This window comes from Rhizobium sp. BR 362, from assembly GCF_036528765.1.
GTDB lineage: Bacteria > Pseudomonadota > Alphaproteobacteria > Rhizobiales > Rhizobiaceae > Rhizobium.
In genome coordinates, this window is record NZ_JARWGH010000002.1 from 214,991 (window position 1) to 240,218 (window position 25,228).

The following is a 25,228-nucleotide window of genomic DNA, read 5'->3' on the forward strand; positions in this document are numbered from 1 at the left end:
CCGCCTCTGCCATATCAGCCGTAACGGCCGGTGATGTAGTCTTCCGTGCGCTTGACCTTCGGCGCCTGGAAAATCTGTTCGGTTGGGCCGTATTCGATCAAATCGCCAAGATACATGAAGGCGGTGTTGTCGGAGATGCGGCTTGCCTGTTGCATGTTGTGCGTCACGATGACGACCGTGAAGTCACCCTTCAACTGCGATACCAATTCTTCGACCTTGGCCGTCGAGATCGGATCGAGGGCCGAGGTCGGCTCGTCGAGAAGCAGCACCGACGGCTTCACCGCGATGGCGCGGGCGATGCAGAGACGCTGCTGCTGACCACCGGAAAGGCCAAGTCCGCTTTGGTGAAGCTTTTCCTTCACTTCGCTCCACAACGCTGTTTCCGTCAGCGCCGCTTCGACACGGGCGTCCATCTCCGCCTTGGAAATCTTTTCATAGAGCCGAATGCCGAAAGCGACGTTTTCATAGATCGACATCGGGAACGGCGTGGGCTTCTGGAACACCATGCCGACCTTGGCGCGCAAATCATTCAGATCGACGTCCTTGGCAAGAATATTGCGGCCGTCCAGCAGGATTTCGCCCGCAACGGTCTGGCCCGGATAGAGATCATACATCCGGTTGAAGGTGCGCAGCAGCGTGGACTTACCGCAACCCGAAGGGCCGATGAAGGCGGTGACCGCATTTTTGCGGATGTTCATGTTGATACCCTTCAGAACGCGATGGCCGTTCTGATAGGTGAAATCGAGGTTCTTCACCTCAAGTTTCGAAACGCCGACACCCGACTGAGAAACGGCGTCTTTCCCCGGTTGTGCGTTGACGCTCTGGAAATTGTTATCGCTCATGTTCATGGTTTCATTCCTATCGTTCGGCGGCTGCGTCACTGGCGGCGCCCACTCAAGACACGGGCAAGGATGTTGAGGGCAAGGATGGCAACGGTGATGATCAGCGCGCCAGCCCAGGCCAATTGCTTGAGATCTTCGCCGGCATCGGCGGCGAGCGTGTTGATGGCAACCGGCAGCGTGGCGATTGGACCGGTCAGACCCGAATTCATGAATTTGCTGTAACCGGCCGTGAAGAGAAGCGGTGCGGTTTCGCCGCTGATGCGGGCGACAGCCAGCAGGATGCCGGTAAGAATGCCCGTCCAGGCGGAACGGTAAATAACCATCATCATGGACTTCCAGCGCGGCGCGCCGAGCGCGGCGGTCGCCTCACGAAGCGCATTTGGCACTAGCAACAGCATGTCCTGCGTCGTGCGGTTGACGACCGGAAGGGCGATCAGCGCCAGCGCGAGGATGCCGGCAATGGCAGAGTTGCCGTGCATGGGCACGACCACGAGGCCGTAGACGAACACGCCGACGATGATCGAGGGTGCAGACAGCAGGATGTCATTGATGAACTTGGCAGCCTCGGCAAGCTTGGTGCCGTTGGCATACTCCACCAGATAGGTGCCGGCGAGAATGCCGATCGGCGCGGCGATCAGGATGGCGCAGCCGGTGACCAGCACGGTGCCGTAAATCGCGTTAATCAGGCCGCCACGCGAGCCCTGGGCCGGGATCGACATGGTGAACACGTCGAGGCTGAGCGCCGATATACCGCGGTAAAGCAGGGTCGCAAGGATCACACTGAGGAAGAATATGCCGAGGATGGCCGCGATGAAGCACAGGGCCATCATCACCCGGTTCTTCCCATAGCGCCTCGACACGAGATTCTGACGAATTGCATTTTCCATGGGTTTTTTCCTCAAAGCGAGTCGCCGCGGCCGATCATCCATCTCGCCACTGCAAGCACGCAGAAGGAAAGAACGAACAGGAGCAGACCCAGCGCTATCAGGCTCGACAATTGCAGACCGTCGGCATCGCCGAAGTTGTTTGCGATCTGGGCGGAAATGGTGGTGGACGGCGAGATGATCGACGTTTGCAGGCGGCTCACCGAGCCGACGACGAAGGTGACGGCCATGGTTTCGCCAAGTGCGCGGCCGAGACCGAGCATGATGCCGCCGACGAGGCCGCGACGTGTATAGGGAATGAGGATGTGGCGAGCCACTTCCCATGTGGTCATGCCCATGCCGTAAGCGGATTCGCGCAGCATCGGCGGCACGGTGGTGAACACGTCGCGGGCGATCGCGGTGATGAACGGCAGGATCATGACAGCCAGCACGAGGCTTGCGGTCAGCAGGCCGACGCCCGGCGCCGGCGGCTGGAACAGCAGGCCGATCAACGGCACCTGGCCGACCGTCATCATAAGGAAAGGCAGGATATAGTTCTGCATCAGCGGTACGAGAATGAACAGACCGACGATGCCGTAGATAATGGAGGGAACACCGGCCAGAAGCTCGATGGCCGTACTGATCGGACGTCGCAGGCTGCCGGGGCAAAGTTCCGTTAGGAAGATGGCGATGCCGATGCCGAGGGGAACGGCAATCAGCATGGCGATGAACGAACTCACCAGCGTACCGACCACGGCAGGCACAGCACCATAGATATCGACGGGAGCGCTCCATTTGGTGCCCCAAAGGAACGAAAACCCGAAGGTCTGGAAGGTTGGCAAGGCATCGATGACAAGAACCACAAGGATTGCCAGCAGCAGAAGCACGACAAGCGTAGCCGAGCCAAGCGTCATAAAATAGAAAATCCGATCCTGGATTCGGAATTTTCTGGTGCTGGCAGTGGTATCTATAGCCTGGAAGGCAGCCGTCTGAGTCGCGTCAGCCATCGATTTCCCCTTGTCCTGTGACGAAAGGCGGACAGGGCCATACCCTGTCCGCCGCAACTTCTCAGCCAGCACAAATTACTTCGTGCCGAAGTCCTGCTTCCAGGACTTCTCGACAACCTCGGCAACATTGTCCGGAACCGCCAGATAGGACAGAGCGGTCGCGTCCTTCTGACCGTTCTGATAGGCCCACTTGAAGAACTTCAGAGCCTCTTCGTTCTTAGCGGCATCAGCCGGCTTCTTGTAGAGCATAACCCAGGTCGAAGCTGCAATCGGCCAGCTCTTTTCGCCCGGCTGATTGGTGATGATCAGGTTGAAGTTCTTGGCATGGGCCCAATCGGCGTTGGAAGCAGCAGCCTTAAACGTCTCGAGGCTCGGCTCGATAACCTTGCCGGCAGCATTCTTCATCTTCGCGAAACCGATGTGGTTGGCGACGACGTAGGAATATTCAACGTAGGAGATCGAACCAGCCGTCTGGTTGACAGTGGTGGAAACGCCTTCGGAACCCTTGGCGCCGAAGCCGACCGGCCATTCAACCGCCGTGTTCGAACCAACCTTTTCCTTCCACTCCGGCGAAACCTTCGACAGGTAGTCGGTGAAGTTGAAGGTCGTGCCCGAGCTGTCGGCGCGATAAACGACGGAGATCGGCGCGGAAGGCAGCTTCAGGTTGGGGTTGAGGGCCTTGATGGCCGCGTCGTCCCACTTGGCAACCTTGCCGAGGAAGATGTCGGCCAGCGTCTTGCCGTCGAGAACGAGTTCGCCCGGCTTTACGCCTTCAATGTTATAGGAAACGACGATGCCGCCGGAAATCATCGGGAACTGGGCAATGCCGTTCTTCTCGAGGTCAGCGTCGCTCATCGGCTTGTCCGAAGCGCCGAAGACGATGGTCTTGTCGAGGAGCTGCTTGATGCCTGCGCCCGAACCGACCGACTGGTAGTTGACGACATTGTTCGTCGCAGCCTTGTAGCCTTCGGCCCACTTCGACAGAACCGGGGCGATGAAGCTCGAGCCGGCGCCCGTGATGTCCGCAGCCGAGGCCGAAACGGACATAGCCGCGATGAAGCCTGCAGTCAGGCAAAGCGAACGAAATTTCTGATTCAACATGATTGAACTCACTTCCTCAAGTGATGAATGGATGGCGAGCAGGAGCTAAGCGCGGAATGTCCCATCGGTTCATAACCCCCACCTCAATCTCCTGGCGACAGTGATGGCTCTAATCTCGCAGTGTTTCAGTTTGATGACAGTTTGGTGAAAGGGCAGTGACACAACTTGCGGCAATGAAAATGGCCGTCGTCCGGCCGTGCGATGAATACCTGCCCGCGTCCCAACAAGGCCCGCCTTTACGGATTAATCCGATCGCTTGGCGGCGCGATCAGCAGCGCCTTCAAAGACGGATTACATAATCCTTTCGAGTCGTTTCAATGACTTCCCAGGTGCCCTTGAAGCCGGGTCTGAGAATCATCCGATCGCCGGCACGCAGATGAAAAGTCTCGCCATGTTCGGCTGTGACCACCGAATAACCCGAAAGAACATGGAAATACTCCCACTCGTCATAGATGATTTGCCATTTTCCAGGCGTCGCCTCCCATATGCCGGCATAGAGGCCGCCATCGGCCTCCTCGACATTCCATGTTCGGAACTTTGGCGCACCGGAAAGGATGCGATCATCGGCCGGAGCGCCGGCTTCCGGCTCGATCCCGTCGGGGTCCAATCGTAAATATGTTGTCATAAATCCTCCGTCCCGATCCGGAAACGCTCCCGTGTCACACCCTCGCCAGCGCCTGTTCCAGGTCGGCGATGATGTCCTTGACGTCCTCGATACCGATCGACAGACGCACGACATCTGGACCGGCGCCGGCGGCGATTTTCTGCTCGTCGCTGAGCTGCTTGTGCGTCGTCGAGGCGGGGTGGATGACCAGCGAGCGCGTATCGCCGATATTGGCGAGATGAGAAAAGAGTTCCAGGCCTTCCACCAGGCCCTTGCCCGCTTCATAACCGCCCTTCAAACCGAATGTGAAGACAGAACCCGCGCCCTTGGGCGAATAGCGCTGTTGCAGCGCATGGTTCGGATCGTCTTCAAGGCCGGCGTAATTCACCCAGGCCACCTTGTCCTGCTGTTTCAGCCAGCGGGCGACAGCGAGCGCGTTGTCGGAATGACGCTGCATGCGCAGCGGCAGCGTCTCGATACCCGTGAGAAGCAGGAAGGCGTTGAAAGGCGATATGGCGGGGCCGAGATCGCGCAGGCCGAGGACGCGGCAGGCGATAGCGAAAGCGAAATTGCCAAAGGTGGCGTGCAGCACGATGCCGTTATATTCCGGCCGCGGCGTCGACAGCATCGGATAATTGCCTGAGGCAGACCAGTCGAAGGTGCCGCCGTCGATGATCATGCCTCCCATGGAATTGCCGTGGCCGCCGATGAATTTGGTCAGCGAATGCACGACAATGTCGGCGCCATGTTCCAACGGCCGGATGAGATAGGGACTGGCCATGGTATTGTCGACGATCAGCGGCAGACCGTGCCTGCGGGCAACGGCGGCGATCGCCTCGATGTCGACGAAGGTGCCGCCGGGATTGGCGAGGCTTTCGATGAAGATGCCACGGGTACGGCTGTCGATCTCAGCCTCGAACGTGGCCGGATCGGCGGGGTCGGCCCAGCGCACATGCCAGTCGAAATTCCGGAAGGAATAACCGAACTGGTTGACCGATCCGCCGTAGAGCCGCCTTGAGGCAACGAAATTGTCGCCCGGCTGCATGATGGTGTGAAAAACGATCATCTGGGCGGCGTGACCCGAGGCGACGGCAAGGCCGGCCGTGCCGCCCTCGAGCGCGGCCACCCGCTCCTCGAGCACGGCTTGGGTCGGGTTCATGATGCGCGTGTAGATATTGCCGAACTGCTGCAGTCCGAAGAGCGCAGCGGCGTGGTCCGCATCCTGAAAAGCAAAGGAGGTCGTCTGATAGATCGGCGTCGCACGGGCGCCCGTCGTCGGGTCCGGTTGCGCGCCCGCATGAATTGCCAACGTGTCGAAGCCCGGATTGTTCGTCGGCATGCATCTCCTCCCGCCCATATGATAATGACGGGAAGATCATAGCGTTTCAGACCTTAAAGTTAACCGCGAACTTTGCCGAGCTTTTCCACTCGCGGAAAAAACCTGCCATCTTTTGGCGGTATCGCGCGACAAACGATCAGCTTTTGGTAGCCCCGGGCTGCCGGCGTCAGGCGACCAGCCGCGGATATTCGATGGCCGGGCAGCGATCCATCACGACCTTGACACCGGCCGCTTCCGCTCTCGCGGCGGCGGCATCGTCCCGCACGCCGAGCTGACCCCAGATGACCGGTGGCCGCGGCTCGATCATGATCGTCTCTTCGACCACCGATCGGAGATATTCCGGTGCGCGGAAAACATCGACCATGTCGACGGGCTCGGGAATATCGGCGAGATGGCCAAAGACCCACTGGCCGAGGATCTCCTTGCCCGCTTGACCGGGATTGACGGGAATAACGCGATAACCCCGCGCCAGCAGATAAGCCATGACGCCGTTACTCGGACGGGCAGGATTGGGTGAGGCGCCGACGAGTGCGATGGTCCTTACGGATAAAAGGATATCGGCGAGATAAGAATCCTCATAACGGTCATGGTTCATCACAGAGCCTCCCATTGGATCACACTTGCGTTTTGCCACAAATCCGGAAACCACGGCCGCGGCTTTCGCGTATATATACGTATTATAACAATTCCAGCGAGGATTGCTCCGATGAAAAAAATCATCCTGCTGAGCCTGCTGATTGCCTCCGCCGCTACCCCGACCTTGGCAATTTCGCGCTACAATTCCATGTCCTTCACCTGTGGCCAGGCCAAGGCGATCATCGACCGCGAGCGGGCTGTCATCATGCGCTATCCGTCCGCCAGGGTGCGCAATATGACACTTTACGATCGCGTTGTCTCCGACAGTAATGCCTGCGATCCCGGCTACTATGCCTACCAGGATTATATGCCGACCAAGGACAGGCCCAACTGCCCCGTCTATACCTGTCGGCCATCGACCGATTTTGACGACGATGATCTGCTCATCCCGCACCGGTAACAGCGCGGTAAGCTAGATTATCCCTCATTCACGCGAGATGTGGCTCAGCCCGTGAGAGCCTTCCCTTAGCGACGCAGAGTAATTCCTGCGCTCGCAATTGCTTGAGGCGAGTGGGTATTCTTTTCGTACAATTTCCACCTTAGTCAATGATACTATGATAACACCCTCACAGCGCTTTGGATGTTATCGAAATAACCTTCGACGATGCGTTCACCCGGCATGCAATTTTTGTTCCCGCTTCATTCCCCTATACATTAGAAACATCTCACGGTTGCGCGAAAAAATAGAACAAATAAAGAACGCACAACCGCAATTTTCTATTGGATTTTTTGAGGGAAAGGACAGCCAGAGGCATAGAAAGCCACACATTTTGTTGCTTTTTGATGCATTGACAGTCAAATAGCACCCGCAGACCCACAAATCGTCAAATCCTTTGCTCGTAGCCGCGCAATCTCGAGGTCTCTTTGTCCGCTGACGTTATCGCTCTCGTTCTCTTCGGCGCATTGCTGCACGCAACATGGAACGCCATCATCAAGGCCGGAACGGACAAGTCGCTGGATGCTGCCCTGGTTGCCGCCGGCGGCGCAGTAACAGCCCTGCCCTTTTTATCGTTTCTTCCGTTACCGGCTCCGGCTGCCTGGCCATTCATCGGCGCGTCGGCAATCCTGCAGTTTGCTTATTTTCAATTGGTCGCCGCTGCCTATCGTGCCGGCGACATCGGTCTTGTCTATCCGCTGATGCGCGGGGTGGCGCCGATCATCATCGTAGCGACGAGCGGCTTCATCCTTCGGGAGGCGCTGTCCGGTGGTGCGCTGCTCGGCACGATGACGATCTGCGCCGGAATATTGACGCTTGCCTTCGAAGCCCGGAAAGGTGGGCGGCAGGCGATTATGCTTGCCTTGTCGAATGCCGTGGTCATCGCCACCTACACCTATGTGGATGGCATCGGCGCACGCCTTTCCGGCAATTCCATATCCTATACGCTCTGGATGTCGCTCCTGCCGCCCGTGCTGCTGTTTGCCTGGGCGATCTCGCAGCGTGGCGTGTCCGTGGTCGCTGCCCATGTCCGCTACAATTGGTGGCGCGGGCTGATCGGCGGCGGAGGCTCGCTGACATCCTACGGCCTGGCGCTGTGGGCCATGACAAAGGCACCCGTCGCCATGGTGGCGGCGCTCCGCGAAACGTCGATCCTGTTCGCCCTGGTAATTTCGGTGGTCATTCTGAAGGAGCGATCGAGCATCTGGCGCTATGTGGCCGGCGCCATTATTGCAGGGGGTGTATTGGTGCTGAGGCTGGCTTAAAGGCAAGAAATATGTGGTATCAAAATACCGTATGTCTAAGTTATTGATTTCTATGATTGATTTTTCAGAGCGTAAAATCTCCTTTTATTGACCTCCTCGCACATTCCCTTTATAAGCCGCGCCAGATCGCAGCCTTTCCGGGCTGCTTTCTTTTTGGCGTGCGTTTCGTCCGCCAAACCAAGCAACAAGAAACGCCCTGATGCCTTCGGGCCCAGGGATCCAAAAGAGAGTATTCAACATGGCTACCTTCTCCCAGAAGCCTGCAGAGGTGGAGAAGAAGTGGGTTCTCATCGACGCCGAAGGGCTCGTCGTTGGCCGTCTCGCTTCTATCATCGCAATGCGTCTGCGCGGCAAGCATAAGGCAACCTTCACGCCGCACGTCGACGACGGCGACAACGTCATCGTCATCAATGCCGACAAGGTCGTCTTCACCGGCAAGAAGTACGAAGACAAGGTTTACTACTGGCACACCGGTTATGCCGGCGGCATCAAGGAGCGCACCGCTCGCCAGATCATCGAAGGCCGCTTCCCGGAGCGCGTTCTCGAGAAGGCTGTCGAACGCATGGTTCCGCGCGGCCCGCTCGGCCGTCGCCAGATGAAGAACCTGCGCGTTTACGCCGGCTCCAACCATCCCCATGAAGCCCAGCAGCCGGTCGTTCTCGACGTGGCCAAGCTGAACAAGAAGAACGTAAGGAGCGCCTGATAATGGCTGATCTCTCTTCCCTGAAGGATCTCGGCACGACATCGGAAGCTGCTGCTCCGGTTCACGTCCGCAAGGTCGACTCGCTTGGCCGTTCCTACGCGACCGGTAAGCGCAAGGACGCCGTCGCCCGCGTTTGGGTCAAGGCCGGCTCCGGCAAGATCATCGTCAACGGCAAGGACTACACGGCCTATTTCGCCCGTCCGGTTCTGCAGATGATCCTGCGTCAGCCGATCGTCGCTGCTGCCCGTGACGGCCAGTTCGACATCGTTGCCACCGTCGCCGGCGGCGGTCTTTCCGGCCAGGCCGGTGCCGTTCGCCACGGCCTGTCCAAGGCGCTGACCTACTTCGAGCCGGGCCTGCGCTCGGTCCTGAAGAAGGGCGGCTTCCTGACCCGCGACAGCCGCGTCGTCGAACGCAAGAAGTACGGCCGCGCCAAGGCACGCCGTTCGTTCCAGTTCTCCAAGCGTTAATCGCTTATCCGAGATCGGATTTTGGAAAGGCCGGGTTCGCCCGGCCTTTTTCGTTTATGCTTGGTCGTTTTGCACACCTTCGACATAGACATGTGCCAGCGCTTTTTCTCTGTTATCGTATGGCCGACTAACGAGACAGGAACCGTACAGGGGCAGACATGAGATCTATGGGATTGGGTTTGGTCTCTTCGCTGGCGCTTGCAGCCCTCTGCGCAACCGCGGCTCTTTCAGCGGATGCTGTAACGAGGATCGAGGCGGCACCGGTCCCCATGGAAAGCATGCAGGATTTCCTGCAAGCCAATCCACACTGTCAGCAATTTACCGATCAATGTTCGATCTGTGCTGTTGTCGACGGCAAAGCGCAATGTTCAACGCCGCAAATCGCCTGCGTAAAACAAACGTATCGATGCACGATGCCACAAAGCAAATAGGCGTTTGTAGCTCCGATGCTTGCATGCGGCGCCCATGCTCTCTACTTCTCTTCTCCTCGGGAGACACGCTATGACACATGATCGTGCATCGCCTTTTGCCGCAACGCCGGAGCCGCCCTATTACATCGTCTCGTTTTCCTCCATCCGTGCGGAGGGCGATCAGGGCTATGGCGCCATGGGAGCGAAAATGGAGGCGCTGGCGCTCGCCCAGGATGGTTGCTTCGGCCTTGAGAGCGCCAGACGCAGCGACGGCTTCGGCATCACCATTTCCTTCTGGCGGGATGAAGAAAGCATCCTGGCCTGGAAGAATGTCGTCTCGCATATGGCGGCCCAGAAGCTCGGACGCGAGCGCTGGTACGAGCAATACGAGGTCCGCGTCGCCCGGGTCGAGCGGGCCTATAGTTTCCATGCGAACGGAGGAGAATCCCTTGCCGAGCACGTCGATTGATCACGCCTTTTCGGCAACAAGCCTGACATCGGCTGCCAGCGACCCGACTTTTGCGGGTGCACTCTCCTTCATGCGCCGGCGCTTCACCAAGTCGCTCGAAGGCGTCGACGCCGTCGTCTGGGGTATTCCCTTCGATGCAGCGACGTCCAACCGGCCTGGAACGCGCTTCGGGCCGCAGGCGATCCGCCGCGCCTCCGCGATCTTCGACAACGATCCGCAATATCCTTTCCAGCGCGATCTCTTCGCCGAAATGGCCGTTATCGACTATGGCGATTGCCTGCTCGACTACGGCAACCACCAGGAGACGCCAGCGGCGATCGAGCGGCAAGCGAACACGATCCTCGACACCGGCGCTTTTTTGCTGACGCTCGGCGGCGACCATTTTATCACTTGGCCGCTGCTGAAGGCACATGCGGCCAAACACGGCCCCTTGGCGCTGGTGCAGTTCGATGCGCATCAGGACACGTGGTTCGACGACGGCAAGCGCATCGACCATGGCTCCTTCGTCGCGCGCGCCGCCCGTGACGGCTTGATCGATGTCAACCGTTCCATTCAGATCGGCATCCGCACGCATGCGCCGGAGGATTATGGCGTTCGGGTTCTCTTTGGCCATGAAGTCGAGGATATGAGCGCGGCCGACATTGCGGCGACGATCATCTCCCATACCAAGGGCGCGCCCGTCTATCTTACCTTCGATATCGACTGTCTCGATCCGGCCTATGCGCCCGGCACCGGAACGCCGGTAGCCGGCGGACCATCGAGTGCGAAAATCCTGTCTGTACTGCAGCGGCTCAACCAGCTCGATATCAAGGGCGCCGATGTCGTCGAAGTTTCTCCGGCCTATGACCATGCCGACGTCACTGCCATTGCGGGAGCGACAGTGGCAATGTATATGCTCGGTCTCCACGCCGAAAGGCGTGCGGCAGGTCGCTAAGGCATGATCCCGAAAAGTGTGAAGCGGTTTTCGGACGAGATCATGCCCACTCGAAAACCGCTGTTATCATTTTGAATCAACTCCATGGCAAACTGAGTCCGGAAACACTCTGAACCTATTGAAAGAGCAGGAATAGAATGGCACCGAAAATCTTCATCGATGGCGAACACGGAACCACGGGCTTGCAGATCCACACGCGCATGGTCGACCGCCGCGATGTCGAGCTTCTGTCCATTCCGGAAGCCGAGCGCCGCAATGCCGCGATGCGCGAAGACATGCTGAACAGCGCCGATATCGCCATTCTTTGCCTGCCCGACGATGCGTCGAAGGAAGCGGTGAAGATGGTTTCGGCGAACAACAATGTCCGCGTTATCGACACCTCCACTGCCTATCGCGTCAATCCCGGCTGGGCCTATGGCTTTGCGGAGATGGACAAGGATCAAGTCGACAAGATCAAGGCTGCCCGCTTCGTTGCCAATCCCGGCTGCTATCCGACCGGCGCTATCGGTCTCATCCGGCCGCTGCGCGCTGCCGGCATTCTGCCGGACGGCTATCACGTCACCGTCAATGCTGTTTCCGGCTATACCGGCGGCGGCAAGCAGATGATCGCGCAGATGGAAAACGCCGATCATCCCGATGCGATCACCGCGCCGCATTTCCTCTACGGCCTGCCGCTGACCCACAAGCACGTACCGGAGATGACAACGCATGGCCTGCTTGACCGCGCGCCGATCTTCTCGCCGTCGGTCGGCAAGTTCCCGCAGGGCATGATCGTGCAGGTGCCGTTGCATCTCGACGATCTCGCCGACGACGCGACGCTGGAGAGCATCCATGCTGCGCTGACGGCGCATTATGCCGGCCAGGATATCGTGCAGGTCATCCCGCTGGCAGAAAGCAGTGTTTTGCCCCGCGTCAACGCCGTCGAACTGGCCGGCCAGGATACGATGAAACTGTTCGTATTTGGCACGCCGGGCGCCACCCAGGTCAATCTCGTCGCCCTGCTCGACAATCTCGGTAAGGGGGCTTCGGGAGCTGCGGTCCAGAACATGGACCTGATGCTGAGCGCCTGACGCCGCACGGCTGATCAACATTCAAAATCCAGGAAGCCCAGCCGATCGCCCTTATCGAGGTCGATCGGCTGGATTGCCGTGTTCCGGACTGAAATCATCTTCAGCACGCCCTTTAGGGCGTCTTCGGTCTCAGCGGCAGCGATTGCGCCGCGACATCGCGGCTGATCCGTCCAATCAGTCCTTTTCGCATATTTCGCATTACTTTATTAGCCATTGGCCACAAATCAGCCCTTATCGCCTGCTTCGGCTTTCGTCGCCGCAATAATCGCGGCCATCCGGAATGCACAGTTCCAAGATGGGGGCGACGTAAAGGAATTGGTTACCATAATTCGGCATGCTTTCCGACAGTCGGCAAAGTGACGACCGGACGCAGATCTTGCGTCTCGGTGTAGGCACTTTTGTGGGCCGGCATGGCGTATGTAGTTTGGATAATGAGTATCATGGCGTTTGCGACCGAGACCTTCGGTAACTTCAATTCGCGTTCCGGCTACGCTTCGCGCCGGAAAAAATCCCCGGGGATCAGTCAGGGTACGGTCGTCACCGGTGTCGCAGTTGCGGTTTTTGCATGGGTGGCCGCAACGCTGATCACCACGCAATCGATGGTCCTCTCTCTTCCCCCCGCAGACACCACGCTGCAGGATTCGCTGACGCCGAGAGCGTCTGCATTCATCGTGCCGCAAGGGCATGTCCCGCATGCGGCGCGCCTTGCCGGTCAGGCGGTGGCCAGGGGCGGAAGAGCACGGGTAGGAGCTATGTCCGCCGATGCGGAGAAGCGGGAGGCCATCGCACGTTCCAAAGCGATCCTGGCGCGCGGGCTGGTCAAGCAGCAATTGGCGAGCGCGCTCTCGCAGCAGGCCTCAGATCTCGCCCGGGCTCAGACCACTTCTATCGTTGCCAAGAATGACGCACCGATCTCGCCGGCAACGGTTGCGCATCTGCGCGATGTCGCCGCCCTCGCCCTGACGAATGCCGGGAAATCTCTCATCCAGAGCAAGATCCTTGGCGCGGCAGTTGCGGTCACGGCCGTCGCCGGTTCCATGCCGCGGTCGACGGAAGTTGCACTGAACGAACCCGCAATCCGAGCTGCAGGGTCAAATTCGGCTGCCCTGGACCACCCGGGTAAGGACAGTCTGCCAATCGCAGCATCCGCAAGCGATGCACCGCCCACCGAGATGGCGTCGGCTGCTCCATCGGCCGAAACGCTAGACCGCGCGGTTGCGGAGAGCCTCGCAACGACGGCTTCCAGCAATGCTGAGCCGGAGCCTTTCGACATCATCCCGATGGCACGTCCAGACCAGACGTCCACCACAGATAATGCCGCATCGTCGGATACCGGTACCATCGATCTTGCCGACGCGGAAGATACATCCGTCGTCGAGGAACTACCTAGCGTCGTGCCGCTGCCGCGCCCGGCCCATGTCGTTGCACGGGCAACCGCATCGGATAGCACCTCCGACGCTGCTGATGATGACACGTCGCCGACGCGCGCATTGGCCTATGCAAACCCGGACGAAGAAGTCAAACGGTCGCGGCCATTCCTCAATCCGTTTGCCGCCCTCCGGCCGCGAGGGGGAACCGCCATCTACGATATCTCGGCCGGCACCGTCTATCTGCCGAGCGGCGAACGCCTCGAGGCGCATTCCGGCCTCGGCCACATGCGCGACAATCCCCGCTATGTGGACCGCAAAAACACCGGCCCGACACCGCCTGAAACGTATAACCTGACCTATAGGGAAAGCCTGTTCCATGGTGTGCAGGCGCTGCGCCTGACGCCCGCAAACGGCGCGCGCGTTTATGGCCGCGTCGGGTTGCTGGCTCACACCTACATGCTCAGAGGAGCCCGTGGCGACTCGAATGGCTGCGTGGTCTTTAAGGACTACAGCCGCTTCCTGGCCGCCTTCAAGCGCGGCGAAATCAAGCGTCTGCAGGTGGTGGCGCGTCTGTCATCGGCCCCCGCCAATGTTGCCTCACGCTGAGTTTTGACAAAACAGGGGCGAGGCGATCGCCCCACTCAGTTCCCTATGGCGATGACCGTTTGGTGCGGATATTCGCCATAGAAACCGCGCCAATTGGCGACGGCAAAGCCGAAGACAATGAGAGCACCGGCCTGATGAGCCAATGCCAGATGCAGCGGCACCTGCAAGAGCAGCGTCGAAATGCCGAGGATCGCCTGGATCAGCACCAGCACGAACAGCACGACCGAACGGCGGGCATGCGTCGTCTGTGCGGCGGATCGCAGCGAGATGATCATGTTGATGGCAACCACGGTGAAAAGCGCATAAGCGCCCAGACGGTGGACATATTGCACCATCTTCGGGTTTTCGAAGAAATTGATCCACCAAGGTGATTGCGCAAACAGCCCGCCCGGCACCACCGCGCCATCCATCAGCGGCCAGGTATTATAAGAAAGACCAGCATCGAGACCGGCAACTAGTGCGCCGAGATAGATCTGGAACAAGGCCATGATGGCGATGAGGCCGGCAAGCTTTGCCGAATAGCGCGTCGGCGCCGGGTCATTCGAATGCGGCGACAGCGCCCGCATGAACCACATGCAGGCGGCAAAGATCAGGCAGGCAGTGACGAGATGGGTGGCGAGACGATATTGGCTGACGTCAGTGCGCGCTTCCAGCCCTGACGACACCATCCACCAGCCGATTGCGCCCTGCAGGCCGCCGAGTATGAAAATACCGCCGAGCGGCAGCCACAGCTTACGCTCGACGCGGCCCGTCAAAACGAAGAACAGCAACGGCAAGCCGAAGATGACGCCCATGGCGCGGGCGAGCAGCCGATGCGCCCATTCCCACCAGAAGATGCCTTTGAACTCATCGACCGTCATGTCCTTATTCAACTGCTGGAATTGCGGGATGCGTTTGTAGAGGTCGAACTCCTCCTGCCATTCCTGCGCATTGAGCGGCGGGATAACACCATGGATCGGCTGCCATTCCGTAATCGACAGGCCAGAATTGGTCAGGCGAGTCGCACCTCCGACGAGCACCAGCGCAAAGAGTGCCAAAAGCACGCAGGCAAGCCAGATGCGGATAGCGCGGCGATTGCGGTCCTGGCGGGCCACTTCGTTCAAAACGGCCTGTTCCGACGTGAAATTAGCGACAACCATGGGATCTCCCTTCAATCCGGCTGTTGATTTGCCTGATAGGGGCGTGCAAAACAAGTCCTGAGACTTTGCGGCATGCCGTCGCGGCACGCCGTTAAGAGAGGAGAGATCACCCTTGCCCCTTCGCCTGCGCAAATTCATCGGCATGATCCTGCTCGTGCTGCTGGTCGTCATCTATGCGATCGTGGCGATGATCGTGGCGGTGCGCACGCTCGGCGACCAGCCGGGCTGGGTGCATTTCCTCTATTTCCTCTTCAGCGGCATCATCTGGGTGCTGCCGGCGATGGGCATCATCAAGTGGATGGCCGGGCCGCGTCCGCAATAGACGCCTCCTTATTCAAGCGATTTCGGATTTACGTGGAGATAACCGTGATCAACGGGAAATCCGCCTGATCAGCATGCCTTAAACCAAAAATAAGCCGCCTGCCCTGAAGACTGCATGCAAAAGCTGTCCGATTGGAGACGCCGAAATGCAGGCGCAGAAGGTGCAGACGCAGAAGCCCGATATCGCAGCCATGCCCGTTGCGGCCGGGACAGGCGACGGCGTGCGCGTCGACATCTTCGACAGCATGGCGCCGCTGGAGGCCGAGTGGCGGGCGCTGGAACGGGACAATCTCGCCTCGCTCCATCAGAGCTATGACTGGTGCGCCGCCTGGGTGGAAACCTTTCGGTATCCGCTGGCCATCATCCGCGGCTCTTTCGATGGCCGCACCGCCTTTATTCTGCCCCTCGAAATCATCCGCACCCACGGCGTCCGTCGCGCGGAATTCATCGGCGCCCGTCATAGCAATATCAATACCGGTCTATTCTCCGGCGAATTTTTGGAAACGGCGGAGGGCTGCCTTTCGGCATCGCAGCAGGAAGAGATTGTGCGGGCACTACGAGGCAGGGCCGATCTGATGGTCCTGCGCAACGTGCCGTTGGAATGGCGCGGTCGCAAAAGCCCCCTCGCCTCGATGCCCGCCGTCGAAAATCAGAACCACGCGTTTCAATTGCCTTTCCTCGGCGCCTTCGAGGCGACCCTGAAGCAGGTGAATGCCAAACGGCGGCGCAAGAAATTCAAACATCAGACGCGAATTCTCAACGACAAAGGCGGTTACGACTATGTGATCGCGGCTCCTGATCAGCGGGATGCTCTGCTAGACCTCTTCTTCCGGCAGAAAGCCGTCCGCTTCGAAGCGGCCGGCCTGCCGGATGTGTTTCAGGATGCGCCCACCCAAACAGTGCTGCACAGGCTGTTGGAGCTTGGCAGCGAGGAGCAATCCTACGCGGCGCTGGAGATGCATGCGTTGCGGCTGAAGGGCGAGCATGAAGGACATATCCCCGCAGTCGCCGCCCTCTCGCGTAAGGGCGATCATGTCATCTGCCAGTTTGCCTCGATCGATGAGACGCTGGTTCCCGAGGCGAGCCCCGGCGAACTGCTGTTCTGGCTGATGATCGAGCGGTTTCATCGCGAGGGTGTCGCACTTTTCGATTTCGGCATTGGCGACCAAACCTACAAGCGCTCCTGGTGCCCGATGGAAACGACCCAGCATGACCTGATCCTGCCGGTTTCCGGGATCGGGTATGCGGCGGCTTTCGCGCAACGGGGGATGACGCGCGCCAAGGCGGCCATCAAGGCGAATCCGCAGTTCTATGGATTTGTCCAGCGGCTGCGAGCCCGGCGAGGCGTCAGCGATACCTCGGTGGAAGAGGCCGAAAAGGATTGATCAGGCCGCATGCTGACGAGCCTTGGGGCCTTGTTGCTCACGCCAGCCGGACATCAGGATGATGTGCTCGTAGCCCGCCTTCTGGAATTCTGTCATGGCCGTCATGAACTGGTTTTCGTCCGGCTCCGGCATGGAGAGAATGATTTCCGTGTCCTTGCTGCGCGTCAGGCGGGCGACGCCTGAAACATCGGCAGCGCCGCATTCGACCAGGACGATGTCATAGGCCGAGCCGAGCGCATCGAGGATGAGCGAGAGGCGGTCGGCGCCGCGCATGGCCCGGCCGAGATCGCTGGTGCCCTGCGGCACGAGATGGGCATCGGAAAGACGGTCGGGATGAATGGTATCGGCAAAGGCCGCCTCGCCGCAAAGCAGATCGGTTACCCCGGAAAGACCGGCCGTTTCGGCCATCAGCCGCGAGGGGCATCCCGTTCCGGTCATGTCGACCAGCACGATACGGCGTCCGGCATCCGCAATGGTGCGGGCCAGCATCACCGTCGCCGTGGATCCATTGTCGCCGGTCGGTGATATGGCGATGGCAAGACGAGAGTCGCGTTCGATCAGATAATCGGCAACCGACTGGATCGAAAAATCCTCTTCATGTTCCGCCTCTTCGACAGCCTCTTGCGGCGAATGCCGAAGATCGACCGCTTCCTCCATCTCCCGTGCCAATGCCTCATCGGCGACGACGGAGAGCATGCTTGCCGGCACGTCGCCTTGACGTGAGGCGGGGACGATTTTGGTAGGAGCGGCTTCGAATGCTGTTTCCGGGTGAGTGGCCGTTTCCATCCGCACCTGGACGTCGCGATCGGTGGGACCGACCGGACGCAAGGCGCGGCCGCTGAAGAGTTCGGCCAGCATGATGACGATGGCGGTCAGAATGAAGGTTGCGAGCGTAGCAACGACGACGATCGGGCCGACCTTGGGGAAATAAGGATCGACCGGCTCGACGGCCTGCGAGACCACACGGGCATCCGCCGGGCTCGAATTCTTATCGACACGGGAAGCGGCTTCGCGATAACGGGCGAGATAGGTTTCCAGCAATTGCCGCTCTGCCGCCGCCTCGCGTTCCAGCGCATTGAGGCCGACTGCATCTTCCCCTGCCCGGGCGCTGTCGGCCTTCAGCGTGTTCGACTGGCCGACAAGCTGCTGCTCGCGCAATTGCGCCACCTTAGCTTCGTTCTCGATGCTGGCAAGAATCTTCTTTGTTTCACGGTCGATCTGCTGACGAATGTCCGCGAGTTGGGCACGCAGGCTCTTCAGCTTTGGGTGCCCATCCATCAGCGTCGTCGAGAGATCCGAAATCTGCGACTCCAGACTGGATTCCGTCGCCTTCAGGCGCTGGATGGTCTGCGACCCCGAAACATCGGCGAGCGTATCGGTGGAGCGGCCGGTGGCGAGCGCGTTGCGCACGGCCTGAGCCCGCGCCTCGGCATTTGCCCTTTCGCCGCGCACCTGCGCCAATTGGCCGGAAATATCGGCAAGCTGTTGCGTCGCGAAGGTATTGTTGTCGCTGGTCTGCAGCAGACCGTTGGCGGAGCGATAGTCTGCGACCTTCTTCTCGGCTTCGTTGACCTTCTCGCGCAGATTGGCGATCTCAGGCTCCAGCCAGCGCGTCGCCTCCGTATTGGAATCGAGCTTGGCGCCGCTCTGCATCGACAGATAGACCTGCGCCATCGCGTTCGGAACGCTGGCCGCCAAGTCCGGACTGCGGGAGGTAAAGCTGATGCCGATGACGCGCGAGCTGTTGATCTGATAGACCTGGAGCTTGCTGGTGAAAGCGTCGAGCATCCGCTCTTCCGGCGCCTTGTCCAGCGGGCTCTTTTTCAGGTGCAGCATGACAAGAATGTCGGAAAAGGCCGAACTCTTGGTGGCGTCATCGAACTCCGGGCGCTCATAGAGCTTCAGGTTGGTAATCACCTGCTTGATAAGATCGGCCGATTGCAGGATCTGCACCTGGCTCGCGATGTTGAGTTCATCGAGCAGCGGGCCGGAGCTGGCATCATTATTCTGTGTGGTGGTTGCAAAAGCCGGCGCACGCTGTTCGATCAGAATGCGCGTTTCGCTGCGATATTCCGGCGAGACGATCTTGGCGACGGCAAAGGCCAGGCAAGCGCCGACCAGCGTGATGGCAATGACGCGCACGCGGCGCTGCCAGACGGCGCGAAAAAGCTGCGCGAGGTCAATATCGACATCCTGCTGGCTGCTGCTTACGCCGGGCATATACAAGAACTCCGTAATATAAAGCCGAATTAAGCGTAAACGACTATGGTAACCCAAGCGTTAATAGTATTTTCGTGTATTATTTTCGGAAGAGCTAATAAAGAACATAGAATTTTTCTTCCTCTTTACCGCCCGTTAACCCTAACAGATCGATAACGGCGACAGTGATTTCCTCTCCTGTGAGCGCGAAATGTCCTTCGCAACGCCAAAAATTGTTCTGGCACTCGGCATGGCTGCCGTGAGCGCTGCGCTCAGTGGCTGCAATACCTACCAGCCGGCGCCGAAAGCCTTCAGTGAAGCAACCATTCAGCCCTATATGCTGGACAGCGGCGACCGCCTGCGTGTTACCGTCTTCGACCAGGAAGGTTTGACGAATACCTATACGGTCGATCAGGCCGGCTACATCGCCTTCCCGCTGATCGGCCAGGTCGCTGCCCGCGGCCGCACGCTGCAGCAGCTCTCCGGCCAGATCGCGCAGAAACTTCGTCAGGGCTATATCCGCGATCCCGACGTCACCATCGACATCGACCGCTACCGGTCCGTCTACATCATGGGCGAGGTCGGCCAGCCGGGTCAGTATTCCTATGTGCCGGGCATGACGATACAGAACGCCATCGCGGTTGCCGGCGGCTTCAGCAGCCGTGCAAACCAATCCAATGCCGACGTTACCCGCAAGATCAATGGCCATGTCATGACCGGTCGGGTTGGCATCTCCGATCCGGTCCTTGCGGGCGACACGATCTATGTCCGCGAACGGCTATTCTGACCGCTCTCGATCATGGCAAGACCGCTCCGCATCCTTCATTGCTTCAGGTCTCCGGTCGGCGGGATATTCCGCCATGTCCGTGATCTGGCGGAGGAACAGAGCAAGGCAGGACATGAGGTCGGCATTCTCTGCGACAGCCTCACCGGCGGGGCGCATGAGGACCGGCTGTTCGACGATGTCAGACCTTTCCTGTCGCTCGGCGTGACGCGCCTGCCGATCCGGCGTCAGATCAGCCTGTCTGATGCCACGACGCTCTGGGACAGCTACAACAAAGTCAAAGGTTTGCGGCCGGATGTGCTGCATGGGCACGGCGCCAAAGGCGGCCTGCTCGCACGCATCCTCGGCTCAGCCTTGCGGGTGAACAAGTATCGCGTAGCCCGCCTTTATACCGCGCATGGCGGCAGCCTGCATTTCTCGCGCGCCTCGCCGCAAGGCCTGCTCGTGCACAGCTTGGAGCGGATGCTGGAATTCCTGACCGACGGGTTGATCTTCATCTGCGAATTCGAGCGCCGAAGTTACGAAAGCAAGATCGGCAAGCCGCGCACGCGCACCGTCATGATCTACAACGGCATCAGCGGGCGCGATTTCCGAAACATACCTACGCGATCGGACTCGGTGCACTTCGTTTATATCGGCATGCTTCGGGACCTGAAGGGTCCCGATCTGTTTGTGGACGCCTTCGCCAAGACCGAACGGCGGATTGGCCGGCCTCTCTCCGCTCTGATGATCGGCGACGGGCCGGACAAGGACAAATACCGTACCATGATGATACAGCGCGGCCTTGGCCACCGCATCGGCATGCTGCCGGCCATGCGCGTGCATGAAGCCTTCGCCATGTCGCAGAATGTGGTCGTCCCCTCCCGCGCAGAAGCCATGCCTTATATCGTACTGGAAGCGCTGGCCGCTGAGAAGGCGGTGATCGCCTCGCGCGTCGGCGGCATTGCCGAAGCGCTTGGTGAGCAAAGCCCTGCGCTCGCCGAGGCAGGCGATGCGGACGATCTTGCAAGGGTCATGGCGGCGGCGATCACCGAGCCGCAATGGCGTCAGCATACCATGCCGAATATCGAGAGGATCCGGTCGGCATTTTCGGCGTCGGTGATGGCGAGGGACACTATAAATTTATATTATGAGATACTCGAATTGCAGAGCGAACATTAGAATACAAACAAGTGTTGTAAACGTTTATTAGCTCATATCTGCTAGGCCATCTCCGGTAACGACCGGATGAATTGCCATGAACCATATTGAAGATTCCAAGCAATTTAACTTGGACAATATTCGCAAGCAGGTCTCGGAAATTCGCACTCGCGGCAGCGAGGAACAGAGCAGCGATCATCAAGCCGGCGACATCAATGCCTATGCCCGCCAGATCGCCGAACAGTTTCGTGAAAGCAATCAGACGCCGGCAATCATCATCGGCCAATACCGGCTTTTCGAATTCCTGTCATTGCTTGCCGTAGGGCTTGCGGTTCTCTTCTTCCAGACCACACCCGGCACTCACCCTTTCCTGTCGCAGGCGGCGGTGACGATCGCGCTTTGCGGTCTCGCCATCGTCTTTCTGCAGGTGGCCGACGCCTATCAGATCCCGATACTGCGCGCCCCGCACCGTTTCCCGCAGCGCATCCTGGTGTCATGGGTGGCCGCGTTTGCGGTGATGGTTCTTGCCCTCCTGCCCTTCGACGTCAACCATATCTATTCGATCCGCGCTCTCGGGATCTGGCTTGCCGCCGGGACAGTCTTCCTCGTCGCCGCACGCGCCGTGTTCGCCTATGGCATCCGCAACTGGGCCCGCAACGGCCTCATGGAACGGCGCGCTGTCATCGTTGGCGGCGGCGAGCCGGCCAAGGAACTGATCCGCGCGCTGGAGCATCAATCCGATAACGATATCCGCATCTGCGGCATCTTCGATGATCGCGGCGAGAAGCGTTCGCCCGTGATGGTCGCCGGCTATCCGAAGCTCGGTACCGTCGCCGAGTTGGTCGAATTCGCCCGGCTGACACGCATCGACATGCTGATCATCGCGCTGCCGATCAGCGCCGAAGATCGCATTCTGCAGCTTCTCAAAAAGCTTTGGGTGCTGCCGGTCGATATCAGACTGGCCGCGCATGCCAACAAGTTGCGCTTCCGTCCGCGTGCCTATTCGCATGTCGGCGCAGTGCCGATGCTCGACATCTTCAACAAGCCGATCCGTGATTGGGACGGTGTCGCCAAGCGCGTTTTCGATATCTTCTTCAGCCTGCTGGCACTCTGCCTTCTCTGGCCGATCATGCTTGGAGCCGCAATCGCCGTGAAGACGACGTCGAAGGGGCCGGTCTTCTTCATGCAGAAGCGCCATGGCTTCAACAACGAGATCATCAGCGTCTTCAAGTTCCGCTCGATGTACACCAACATGAGCGACCCGACAGCGCGCATTGCCGTGACGAAGAATGATCCCCGAGTGACGCCCGTCGGCCGTTTCATCCGCAAGACCTCGATCGACGAATTGCCGCAGCTCTTCAACGTGCTGCTCGGCAACCTGTCGCTGGTCGGTCCGCGCCCGCATGCCGTACTGGCGGCAAGTCACAATCGCATCTATGCCGATGTGGTCGAAGGCTATTTCGCCCGCCATCGCGTCAAGCCCGGCGTCACGGGCTGGGCGCAGATCAATGGCTGGCGCGGCGAGATCGACAGTGACGACAAGATCAAGTTTCGCACGGCTTACGATCTCTATTACATTGAGAATTGGTCGCTGTATTTCGATCTGAAGATCCTCTTCCTGACGCCTTTCCGTCTCCTCAACACGGAAAACGCCTATTGACCGCGATCGATCTCCCCTATCGGCGTGTCGACCGGCCTCAGCTCGCAGCATTGCGGCTGATCGGCACGGCTTGCGTTGCTTTCGGGGTCTTTCTGTCGGGCTTCGTCATCGCCGAACCGGCGCCCTATGAGCTGTGGGTTGCGTTTCTCATCGGCACCTGGTTCATCCTCGGGCTGAAACTCTCGCGCAATGTCGCGCCGCTTTTGGCACTGTTCCTGACGTTCAACGTCGGCGGCATGCTGTCGCTGACGCAGATGCGCGACCTTGGCGCAAGTTCCCATCTCGACGGACCGATCTATATTGCCGTCTCCACCTTCCTGGCACTCAGTTCCGTCTTCTATGCCGCGATCATCGAAGACAGCGAAAAGCGGCTGAAGCTGATCTTCAACACCTGGGTCATCGCCGCGCTGATCACCGCGAGTCTCGGCATTCTCGGCTATTTCCACGCCTTTCCGGGCGCTGAAATCTTCACCCGCTATGACCGCGCCATGGGCGTGTTCCAGGACCCTAACGTCTTTGGTCCCTACTTGGTGACACCAAGCATCTATCTCATGCACGGCATCCTGATCGGCGACCTGAAGAAGGCGCCGGTCAAGGCGCTCTGCCTGCTCGTGCTGGCCTTCGGAATCTTTCTTTCCTTCTCTCGCGCCGCATGGGGCCTGTTCTCCTTCGCGTCGGCGATGCTGATCTTCTGTATGCTGCTGCAGCACCGCAGCAATGCCTTCCGGCTGCGCATCCTGGTGATGTCGCTGGCGGCGATCATTTTCATGGTCCTCCTCCTGGTCGTCGCGCTGCAGTTTCATCAGGTGAGCGACCTCTTCTCGACGCGCACACAGCTCGTGCAGGACTATGATGGTGGTCATCTCGGCCGTTTCGAGCGCCATCGCATCGGATTCATGCTGTCGATGGAAAGGCCGCTCGGCATCGGACCACTCGTCTTTTCCACTCTGTTCCGCGAGGACGAGCACAATATCTGGCTGAAGACGCTGACCACCTACGGTTGGCTCGGCTTCTTCTGCTGGGTCAGCATGATCTGCTGGACCATCTATATCGGCTTCCGCAACTTTTTGAAGGACCGGCCCTGGCAGCCCTATTTGACGATCGCCTGGATCGTCATTCTCGGCCATGTCGGCATCGGCAATGTCATCGACACCGATCATTGGCGCCATCTCTACATGCTGATCGGCATCGTCTGGGGCTGCGGCGCACTCGAGCAACAGTATCAGCGTAGCTTGGCCCGAAGGGAAGCAGCACCGTGACCATCAATGTGGGCATCAAACGCCTGTCGCTGCTGCAAGTTCTCGAACCCGGCGGCGGCGGTTCCGGGCGACATTTCCTCGATCTTTGTCGCGCCATGCAGCGTCGCGGCCATTCGGTGACCGCGATCTATTCGCCTTTGCGCGCCGAAGCGGCTTTCGTCGCCGAGCTGGAGGGCATGGGCCTCGACAATGTCATCTCACTTGCCATGCGGCGCGCGCCCGGGCCATGGGATGTCACCGCTTGGTGGCAAATTCGCAAGATCGTCGCACAGCACGGGCCGTTTCATCTGATCCATGGCCACAGCTCCAAAGCTGGAGCGCTGACGCGGCTGAGATTACCAGGCCCGCATATCCCGGTGCTCTACACGCCGCATGCCTTCCGCACCATGGATCCGACGCTCAATTCCAGGGGCCGGATAATCTACGGCGGTATCGAGAGGCTGCTCGGCAACTGGCTTTCCGATCGCCTGATCTGCGTGTCCAGGGATGAATATAATCATGCGCTGTCGCTCGGCATTCCGCAGGAGCGGCTGCGTATCGTCGTCAACGGCGTCAGCGCGCCGCCGTCCGGTCAACGTGCCACCATCCGCGCGCGTTATGGGATACCACAGGACGCGCTGCTCTTCGGCTTCGTCGGCCGCTTGACGCCACAGAAAGCGCCGCAGCGGCTGGTCGAAGCCTTTGCCCGCGTCGCCGCGCACTTGCCGCAAGCGCATCTGCTGATGATTGGGGTCGGTGAACTGGCCGGCACTGTTGGCGATATGATCAAGGCTGCCGGCTTGGAAGACCGCGCCTATCTCGATGGCTCCATCCCCGGCGCCACCGCTGTCGACGCCTTCGATGTCGTCGTCATGCCGAGCCGCTACGAGGCCATGTCCTATGTCATGCTCGAGGCTGCAGCCGGCGGCAAGCCACTGCTGCTGACCGATGTCGGCGGCGCACGCACGGTGATCGAGCCGGGCAAGAACGGCTATATCGTCGCCAACAGCGACGACCCATCGGAACTGGCGGCGGCGATGACGCGCTTTGCCGATCCCAAATTGCTGCGGAGCTTCACCGCCGAAGCCCGGCGGCGCAAGGATGGCTATACGCTCGCCGGCATGGCCGATGCGACGGAGGAAATCTACTTCGAATTACTTGGTCATCGCGTTCCCAACTTCCTAAGAACGCCTGAAAAGGTTGTGCTGCGCAGCGCATCCTGAAGACTGCAACTTCA

Annotated in this window: 25 protein-coding genes; 16 read left to right on the forward strand and 9 right to left on the reverse strand. The window is 59.5% G+C overall.

Annotated elements, in window-relative coordinates; translation table 11 throughout:
- Window positions 1-14 precede the first annotated feature (14 nt).
- The 7 genes from pstB to QDY28_RS03280 all read right to left on the reverse strand — a co-directional run bounded on the left by pstB (window position 15) and on the right by QDY28_RS03280 (window position 6,351).
- Entirely contained in the window at window positions 15-848 is an 834-nt protein-coding gene (pstB, locus tag QDY28_RS03250) for a phosphate ABC transporter ATP-binding protein PstB (RefSeq protein ID WP_331380237.1), read from the reverse strand.
- 29 nt (window positions 849-877) lie between these two features.
- Complete coding sequence (pstA, locus tag QDY28_RS03255) at window positions 878-1,729, reverse strand: phosphate ABC transporter permease PstA (RefSeq protein WP_331380238.1); 852 nt, start codon at window positions 1,727-1,729, stop codon at window positions 878-880.
- An 11-nt stretch (window positions 1,730-1,740) separates the two neighbouring features.
- Window positions 1,741-2,712, reverse strand: coding sequence for a phosphate ABC transporter permease subunit PstC (pstC, locus tag QDY28_RS03260; RefSeq protein WP_331380239.1), 972 nt, complete (start codon window positions 2,710-2,712; stop codon window positions 1,741-1,743).
- 75 nt (window positions 2,713-2,787) lie between these two features.
- On the reverse strand, window positions 2,788-3,759 hold the full coding sequence (gene pstS, locus QDY28_RS03265; protein ID WP_331380439.1) for a phosphate ABC transporter substrate-binding protein PstS: 972 nt from the start codon (window positions 3,757-3,759) through the stop codon (window positions 2,788-2,790).
- Between the two features lie 334 nt (window positions 3,760-4,093).
- Window positions 4,094-4,438 carry a cupin domain-containing protein gene (locus tag QDY28_RS03270; protein WP_331380240.1) on the reverse strand — a complete coding sequence of 115 codons (345 nt, stop codon included), beginning with the start codon at window positions 4,436-4,438 and terminating at the stop codon, window positions 4,094-4,096.
- Between the two features lie 34 nt (window positions 4,439-4,472).
- Window positions 4,473-5,756: an O-acetylhomoserine aminocarboxypropyltransferase gene (locus QDY28_RS03275; protein WP_331380241.1), complete on the reverse strand. Its 1,284-nt coding sequence runs from the start codon at window positions 5,754-5,756 to the stop codon at window positions 4,473-4,475.
- A gap of 166 nt (window positions 5,757-5,922) precedes the next feature.
- Window positions 5,923-6,351: a CoA-binding protein gene (locus tag QDY28_RS03280; RefSeq protein WP_331380242.1), complete on the reverse strand. Its 429-nt coding sequence runs from the start codon at window positions 6,349-6,351 to the stop codon at window positions 5,923-5,925.
- A 111-nt stretch (window positions 6,352-6,462) separates the two neighbouring features.
- Between QDY28_RS03280 and QDY28_RS03285 the strand changes: the two genes are divergently transcribed.
- The 9 genes from QDY28_RS03285 to QDY28_RS03325 all read left to right on the forward strand — a co-directional run bounded on the left by QDY28_RS03285 (window position 6,463) and on the right by QDY28_RS03325 (window position 14,125).
- Window positions 6,463-6,792: a hypothetical protein gene (locus QDY28_RS03285; protein WP_331380243.1), complete on the forward strand. Its 330-nt coding sequence runs from the start codon at window positions 6,463-6,465 to the stop codon at window positions 6,790-6,792.
- A gap of 464 nt (window positions 6,793-7,256) precedes the next feature.
- On the forward strand, window positions 7,257-8,093 hold the full coding sequence (locus QDY28_RS03290; protein ID WP_331380244.1) for an EamA family transporter: 837 nt from the start codon (window positions 7,257-7,259) through the stop codon (window positions 8,091-8,093).
- 238 nt (window positions 8,094-8,331) lie between these two features.
- Window positions 8,332-8,796 (forward strand): 50S ribosomal protein L13, encoded by a 465-nt coding sequence (gene rplM / locus QDY28_RS03295; RefSeq protein ID WP_028753977.1) that lies wholly within the window; start codon window positions 8,332-8,334, stop codon window positions 8,794-8,796.
- Between the two features lie 2 nt (window positions 8,797-8,798).
- Window positions 8,799-9,266: a 30S ribosomal protein S9 gene (gene rpsI, locus QDY28_RS03300; RefSeq protein WP_285877556.1), complete on the forward strand. Its 468-nt coding sequence runs from the start codon at window positions 8,799-8,801 to the stop codon at window positions 9,264-9,266.
- A gap of 158 nt (window positions 9,267-9,424) precedes the next feature.
- Complete coding sequence (locus QDY28_RS03305; protein ID WP_331380245.1) at window positions 9,425-9,697, forward strand: hypothetical protein; 273 nt, start codon at window positions 9,425-9,427, stop codon at window positions 9,695-9,697.
- Window positions 9,698-9,767: 70 nt separating this feature from the next.
- On the forward strand, window positions 9,768-10,145 hold the full coding sequence (locus QDY28_RS03310; protein ID WP_331380246.1) for an antibiotic biosynthesis monooxygenase family protein: 378 nt from the start codon (window positions 9,768-9,770) through the stop codon (window positions 10,143-10,145).
- Window positions 10,126-11,079: an agmatinase gene (gene speB / locus QDY28_RS03315; protein WP_331380247.1), complete on the forward strand. Its 954-nt coding sequence runs from the start codon at window positions 10,126-10,128 to the stop codon at window positions 11,077-11,079. The genes QDY28_RS03310 and speB overlap by 20 nt, the downstream gene beginning before the upstream one ends.
- A 137-nt stretch (window positions 11,080-11,216) precedes the next feature.
- On the forward strand, window positions 11,217-12,149 hold the full coding sequence (argC, locus tag QDY28_RS03320; protein WP_331380248.1) for an N-acetyl-gamma-glutamyl-phosphate reductase: 933 nt from the start codon (window positions 11,217-11,219) through the stop codon (window positions 12,147-12,149).
- A gap of 440 nt (window positions 12,150-12,589) precedes the next feature.
- Complete coding sequence (locus tag QDY28_RS03325) at window positions 12,590-14,125, forward strand: DUF2778 domain-containing protein (protein ID WP_331380249.1); 1,536 nt, start codon at window positions 12,590-12,592, stop codon at window positions 14,123-14,125.
- A 35-nt stretch (window positions 14,126-14,160) separates the two neighbouring features.
- Here the strand turns inward: QDY28_RS03325 and QDY28_RS03330 are convergent, their stop codons facing one another.
- Window positions 14,161-15,264: a COX15/CtaA family protein gene (locus QDY28_RS03330; protein WP_331380250.1), complete on the reverse strand. Its 1,104-nt coding sequence runs from the start codon at window positions 15,262-15,264 to the stop codon at window positions 14,161-14,163.
- A 112-nt stretch (window positions 15,265-15,376) separates the two neighbouring features.
- Between QDY28_RS03330 and QDY28_RS03335 the strand changes: the two genes are divergently transcribed.
- Both QDY28_RS03335 and QDY28_RS03340 read left to right on the forward strand, forming a co-directional pair.
- The gene (locus QDY28_RS03335) at window positions 15,377-15,586 is read left to right on the forward strand and encodes a DUF2842 domain-containing protein (RefSeq protein ID WP_028755205.1); all 210 of its coding nucleotides are present in this window, start codon (window positions 15,377-15,379) and stop codon (window positions 15,584-15,586) included.
- Window positions 15,587-15,746: 160 nt separating this feature from the next.
- Window positions 15,747-16,970: a GNAT family N-acetyltransferase gene (locus tag QDY28_RS03340; protein ID WP_442967475.1), complete on the forward strand. Its 1,224-nt coding sequence runs from the start codon at window positions 15,747-15,749 to the stop codon at window positions 16,968-16,970.
- On the opposite strand, the gene QDY28_RS03345 is transcribed toward QDY28_RS03340, so the two are convergent.
- The gene (locus QDY28_RS03345; RefSeq protein WP_331380252.1) at window positions 16,971-19,190 is read right to left on the reverse strand and encodes a GumC family protein; all 2,220 of its coding nucleotides are present in this window, start codon (window positions 19,188-19,190) and stop codon (window positions 16,971-16,973) included.
- A 190-nt stretch (window positions 19,191-19,380) separates the two neighbouring features.
- Between QDY28_RS03345 and QDY28_RS03350 the strand changes: the two genes are divergently transcribed.
- From QDY28_RS03350 to QDY28_RS03370, 5 genes are all read left to right on the forward strand, one after another.
- Window positions 19,381-19,956, forward strand: a complete 576-nt coding sequence (locus QDY28_RS03350) for a polysaccharide biosynthesis/export family protein (RefSeq protein WP_331380253.1) — start codon at window positions 19,381-19,383, stop codon at window positions 19,954-19,956.
- A 12-nt stretch (window positions 19,957-19,968) separates the two neighbouring features.
- The gene (locus QDY28_RS03355; RefSeq protein WP_331380254.1) at window positions 19,969-21,114 is read left to right on the forward strand and encodes a glycosyltransferase family 4 protein; all 1,146 of its coding nucleotides are present in this window, start codon (window positions 19,969-19,971) and stop codon (window positions 21,112-21,114) included.
- Window positions 21,115-21,190: 76 nt separating this feature from the next.
- Entirely contained in the window at window positions 21,191-22,753 is a 1,563-nt protein-coding gene (locus tag QDY28_RS03360) for an undecaprenyl-phosphate glucose phosphotransferase (RefSeq protein WP_331380255.1), read from the forward strand.
- A complete protein-coding gene (locus tag QDY28_RS03365; protein ID WP_331380256.1) occupies window positions 22,750-24,012 on the forward strand; it encodes an O-antigen ligase family protein in 1,263 nt (420 codons plus the stop codon). Before QDY28_RS03360 ends, QDY28_RS03365 begins: the two co-directional genes overlap by 4 nt.
- Complete coding sequence (locus QDY28_RS03370; RefSeq protein WP_331380257.1) at window positions 24,009-25,214, forward strand: glycosyltransferase family 4 protein; 1,206 nt, start codon at window positions 24,009-24,011, stop codon at window positions 25,212-25,214. Before QDY28_RS03365 ends, QDY28_RS03370 begins: the two co-directional genes overlap by 4 nt.
- Window positions 25,215-25,228 lie beyond the last annotated feature (14 nt).

Coding starts and splice junctions, on each gene's coding strand:
- pstB (WP_331380237.1), bottom strand. CDS start 848: ATGAACATGAGCGATAACAATTTCCAGAGCGTCAACGCACAACCGGGG.
- pstA (WP_331380238.1), bottom strand. CDS start 1,729: ATGGAAAATGCAATTCGTCAGAATCTCGTGTCGAGGCGCTATGGGAAG.
- pstC (WP_331380239.1), bottom strand. CDS start 2,712: ATGGCTGACGCGACTCAGACGGCTGCCTTCCAGGCTATAGATACCACT.
- pstS (WP_331380439.1), bottom strand. CDS start 3,759: ATGTCCGTTTCGGCCTCGGCTGCGGACATCACGGGCGCCGGCTCGAGC.
- QDY28_RS03270 (WP_331380240.1), bottom strand. CDS start 4,438: ATGACAACATATTTACGATTGGACCCCGACGGGATCGAGCCGGAAGCC.
- QDY28_RS03275 (WP_331380241.1), bottom strand. CDS start 5,756: ATGCCGACGAACAATCCGGGCTTCGACACGTTGGCAATTCATGCGGGC.
- QDY28_RS03280 (WP_331380242.1), bottom strand. CDS start 6,351: ATGAACCATGACCGTTATGAGGATTCTTATCTCGCCGATATCCTTTTA.
- QDY28_RS03285 (WP_331380243.1), top strand. CDS start 6,463: ATGAAAAAAATCATCCTGCTGAGCCTGCTGATTGCCTCCGCCGCTACC.
- rplM (WP_028753977.1), top strand. CDS start 8,332: ATGGCTACCTTCTCCCAGAAGCCTGCAGAGGTGGAGAAGAAGTGGGTT.
- rpsI (WP_285877556.1), top strand. CDS start 8,799: ATGGCTGATCTCTCTTCCCTGAAGGATCTCGGCACGACATCGGAAGCT.
- QDY28_RS03305 (WP_331380245.1), top strand. CDS start 9,425: ATGAGATCTATGGGATTGGGTTTGGTCTCTTCGCTGGCGCTTGCAGCC.
- QDY28_RS03310 (WP_331380246.1), top strand. CDS start 9,768: ATGACACATGATCGTGCATCGCCTTTTGCCGCAACGCCGGAGCCGCCC.
- argC (WP_331380248.1), top strand. CDS start 11,217: ATGGCACCGAAAATCTTCATCGATGGCGAACACGGAACCACGGGCTTG.
- QDY28_RS03325 (WP_331380249.1), top strand. CDS start 12,590: ATGGCGTTTGCGACCGAGACCTTCGGTAACTTCAATTCGCGTTCCGGC.
- QDY28_RS03330 (WP_331380250.1), bottom strand. CDS start 15,264: ATGGTTGTCGCTAATTTCACGTCGGAACAGGCCGTTTTGAACGAAGTG.
- QDY28_RS03345 (WP_331380252.1), bottom strand. CDS start 19,190: ATGCCCGGCGTAAGCAGCAGCCAGCAGGATGTCGATATTGACCTCGCG.
- QDY28_RS03350 (WP_331380253.1), top strand. CDS start 19,381: ATGTCCTTCGCAACGCCAAAAATTGTTCTGGCACTCGGCATGGCTGCC.
- QDY28_RS03355 (WP_331380254.1), top strand. CDS start 19,969: ATGGCAAGACCGCTCCGCATCCTTCATTGCTTCAGGTCTCCGGTCGGC.
- QDY28_RS03360 (WP_331380255.1), top strand. CDS start 21,191: ATGAACCATATTGAAGATTCCAAGCAATTTAACTTGGACAATATTCGC.